Genomic DNA, 3,748 nt, shown 5'->3' with positions numbered 1-3,748 from the left:
GGGATTGGCACGACTTCATTGGTTGCCGATCGAGTCCGCGAGGTCAGCGAGCAATGGGTCAAAGACGGCAAAATCGATCCCGACCAAGCGAAATCATTTGTTGACGACTTGATGGGGCAAATGAAGCTAGATCCGGCTAATTTTGAGATTCAGATGCAGCGACTGATTCGCAACACGATGCAAGATCTCGGCGTACCGCGTCAAGCAGAAATGGACGAGCTACGCGGTAGAATCGACCGACTCGAACGCCAAATCCGCGAAATGGAAAATAAATCTTGGAAATAGCTTAGGACAGCGCAAGTGTTGATAATGCCTGAAAACTAGCTGGTGGGCAGCGGCTCCCGTTCCTCGGGGAACCCGAGGGTTTAGGGAGACAAGACAGTGCCCACCCTACTACCTACCATCTACCATTCACCCTCTACCCTCTACCCCATGTCGATCGCATTTAGCAAATATCAAGGATTAGGTAACGATTTTATCCTGATTGACAATCGACACAGCGAGACGCCGATTCTCGATTCAGATGAGGCAATTATCTGGTGCGATCGACATTTTGGCATCGGTGGTGATGGGGTAATTTTTGTGCTTCCCGGACAAAATGGCACCGATTACACGATGCGGATTTTTAATTCTGATGGTTCGGAACCAGAAATGTGCGGTAACGGCATCCGATGTATGGCAAAATTCATTGCCGAATTAGAAGGCAAAATAGATCTAGCCGCCACTTATAAAATTCATACCTTAGCGGGTGTAATTACCCCAGAAATCTTGCCAGAGGGCGAAGTACGTGTCGATATGGGCGAACCGCGATTGCTGGCTGCAGAAATTCCGACTACGTTGGGGACGCCAGATGATAAGGTGGTGAACCAATCGGTGGAAGTCGATGGCACAGCTTGGACGGTTACATGTGTGAGTATGGGCAACCCTCACTGCATGACTTTTGTGGAGGATGCCAATGCCATAGCCCTGGCACAGATCGGGCCAAAATTCGAGCATCATCCTGTTTTTCCCCAGCGCACTAATACTGAATTCGTTCAAGTTATCCGCCCCGACTATCTGAGAATGCGCGTCTGGGAACGCGGCGCAGGAATCACGCTTGCGTGCGGTACGGGCGCTTGTGCGACGGTAGTAGCCGGAGTCCTCACAGGTAAATCCGATCGCAATTGTACGGTAGAATTACCTGGTGGCTGTCTGTATATTGAATGGTCGCTTGATGACAATCGCGTCTACATGACTGGGCCTGCTGAGTTAGTATTTACAGGGACAGCAGGATAAAATTTGAGGGAATAATGATGATTACCACAATTGAAACCGATCGCGAAATATTAGAAAATCTCACCCAGCTTAGCAGTGAAGACATCTTACCCCATTATTCACAATTAGCTTGCTACTCCAACTCGAATCGATCGATTATACTCCAGTCAATTTTACGCGCCCGCTGCTGACCGATATCTCCTTGAGTCTAACTGCGGGGGAATCGATTACGCTAACTGGCATCACAGGCGCGGGTAAAAGTACCCTCATGCGGCTGATAAATCGCCTCAGTGAGCCAACAGCCGGACAGATATTACTAAATGGTGAAAACTATCGATCGATACCGCCAAAGACCTTGAGACAGCGAGTAATGTTAGTCGCTCAGGAGCCAAAGTTATTGGGGCTGAAGGTACGCGACGCGCTGGCTTATCCATTACAATTGCAATCGATCGGGACTGAAGAAATCAAACAACGCATCGTTACGATTACCGAACAGTTGGAGATTCCCAGCGACTGGTTCGATCGGACGGAATTACAATTATCTACCGGACAAAAACAAATTGTCTCAATCGCCAGAGGCATCATTACCCAACCCCAAGTTTTACTAATTGACGAACCGATCGCAAATTTAGATTTTACTACTGCCGAACGTGTATTAAGAACGATAAATGACATTACGCGATCGCAACAAGTCGGCACGATCGTCATCAATCATCAATTAGAATTAGCCGCCAAATTTAGCGATCGCTTGCTGTATTTACAAGATGGAAAACTCGCGATCGATAGAGCCACTAGCGCGATCGATTGGCACGATCTCCAGCAACAAATTCGCATATCCGAGGAGCAATCTATAAGTGAGTGGGACTAAATATCACTGTGGCATTGTATTCGCCCAGAATCTAGATATTCCGCGCCACCCTCATGGCTTTTAATACTAGACCTCACGTTAAGTTAATCTGCTATAGCCCGATCGAGGGTGTAAATTTATTTGACAATGGCTGGATCGTTCGCGTCAACGGCGCGTACCAGGGGATTTGTATCTACCGCAAACCAGTGGCAAGTCCATCCCTGTTATCGTTATTTCCCACGGTGTCGCCGAAGATCGCACCACTTATGCTTATTTAGCCGAGCATCTAGCATCCCACGGATTTGCTGTCGTCGCCCTCGAACATGTCGGCGGCGATGCCAATCGGTTTCGGCAGTCTTTTTCCAGTCTGGCTCCCGCTCCCAACGCTACCGAACTACTCGAACGTCCGCGCGATGTCTCGTTCTGGTTAGATGAGTTGCAACGCAGAGCAAAAGCCGATTCTACCCTCCAAAAACTCGATCTCCGTCAGGTGGGGCTAGCAGGGCATTCTCTCGGCGGTTATAAGATTTTGGCTTTGGCAGGTGCCCAGATCGATTTCGAGTGTGTCAAGCGCAGTTGCAACCCCAATCGTTCGCTAAATCTCTCTGTCTTGCTCCAATGTCGGGCGAACGAACTCAAACCCCAAGCCTATCGCCTCCAAGATCCTCGAATTAAAGCGATCTTTGCCATCAATCCCCTCGGTAGCACTCTATTTGGCAAGCAAGGCTTGAGCCAAATTCGCATTCCCGTATTCCCGATCGGTGGTAGCGATGATGTCGTCACACCTGCGGTACCGGAACAAGTTTATCCATTTACCTGGTTACAAACGCCGGATAAATATCTCGCAATCATGCTCAAAGGGACGCATTTTTCTACGCAAAATATCTCCAAGAGCGATAGTATTTTCCCAGTTGCTGATAGTTTTCTCGGCCCAGATTCAGCCCGCGCCCAAGTTTATACCAAGGCTCTCAGTTTAGCTTTTTTTCAAGCCCATTTAGCCGATCGTCGTGAATTTCAGGTTTATCTCAATGCTGGTTATGCTAAATCCTTGGCACAGCCGCGCCAGAACATTTCCCCGACAACTAACTTAGCTAGTAATAATCCCTTGTTGGGACTCAATTTAGTCCGATCGACTGCCGCTGAATCGTTGGCGCAATCCCTTGCGACAGACACTTCTCGCGCCCCTAAGCTTCAGCCATAGGTTTAAGAAAGTTTCGTTCAAACAACGTTCCCGATCGTCGCCGAATACTTACTGTCCGCGCCCTGGTTTACAATCAACAAAACCCAGAGCTTCGGTGTCTAGAAAACTAGCGATCGCCATCTCAACAACTGCTTCGATCGGGTATTCTATTTCAGTAGCTCGATCGATTAAAGCCGTGCGAATCCGTTCGGGTAATCGCAATAAAATGACTTCAGCATCAGAGGGGGAGAGTTGTTCGTGAAGTTGAGCTTGCATAAATTTACATCTCTGCTGGAATTTGAACGTTATATGGTGGCTCGGTTGCTCTGAGCATGATAGCTTCTAGTTCTAATAGTAGCTTGGGGTTTCCTGAGTATGCAATCGCTTGTACTGCAATCCTGACGTCTTCGTCATGATACTTATCGAGCCATGCCCACAAAAAAGCTTTATGCCCACCGTTGAATCGT

The 3,748-nt window shown here is 48.2% G+C and carries 5 protein-coding genes and 1 pseudogene; 4 read left to right on the top strand and 2 right to left on the bottom strand.

Features of this window, described 5'->3' with window-relative positions:
* The 4 genes from RMO35_RS12190 to RMO35_RS12175 form a co-directional block, all read left to right on the top strand.
* A partial coding sequence (locus RMO35_RS12190; protein ID WP_309741520.1) for a phasin family protein occupies positions 1-285 on the top strand: 285 nt, incomplete at its 5' end.
* A 147-nt stretch (positions 286-432) separates the two neighbouring features.
* Entirely contained in the window at positions 433-1,275 is an 843-nt protein-coding gene (gene dapF, locus RMO35_RS12185) for a diaminopimelate epimerase (RefSeq protein WP_309741518.1), read from the top strand.
* Between the two features lie 109 nt (positions 1,276-1,384).
* Positions 1,385-2,122, top strand: coding sequence for an ATP-binding cassette domain-containing protein (locus RMO35_RS12180; RefSeq protein WP_309741517.1), 738 nt, complete (start codon positions 1,385-1,387; stop codon positions 2,120-2,122).
* Positions 2,123-2,288: 166 nt separating this feature from the next.
* Positions 2,289-3,302 carry a chlorophyllase/cutinase-like alpha/beta fold protein gene (locus RMO35_RS12175; protein WP_309741516.1) on the top strand — a complete coding sequence of 338 codons (1,014 nt, stop codon included), beginning with the start codon at positions 2,289-2,291 and terminating at the stop codon, positions 3,300-3,302.
* Positions 3,303-3,350: 48 nt separating this feature from the next.
* Here RMO35_RS12175 and RMO35_RS12170 read toward each other — a convergent pair whose 3' ends face one another.
* Both RMO35_RS12170 and RMO35_RS12165 read right to left on the bottom strand, forming a co-directional pair.
* The gene (locus RMO35_RS12170; protein ID WP_309741515.1) at positions 3,351-3,557 is read right to left on the bottom strand and encodes a hypothetical protein; all 207 of its coding nucleotides are present in this window, start codon (positions 3,555-3,557) and stop codon (positions 3,351-3,353) included.
* 4 nt (positions 3,558-3,561) lie between these two features.
* Positions 3,562-3,748 (bottom strand): annotated as a pseudogene (locus RMO35_RS12165) (GIY-YIG nuclease family protein); the annotation flags it as partial.

It is taken from the genome of Chamaesiphon sp. OTE_20_metabat_361 (genome assembly GCF_031364565.1).
The sequence above is the reverse complement of the archived record's forward strand: the minus strand, read 5'-3'. Positions and strand labels throughout refer to the sequence as shown.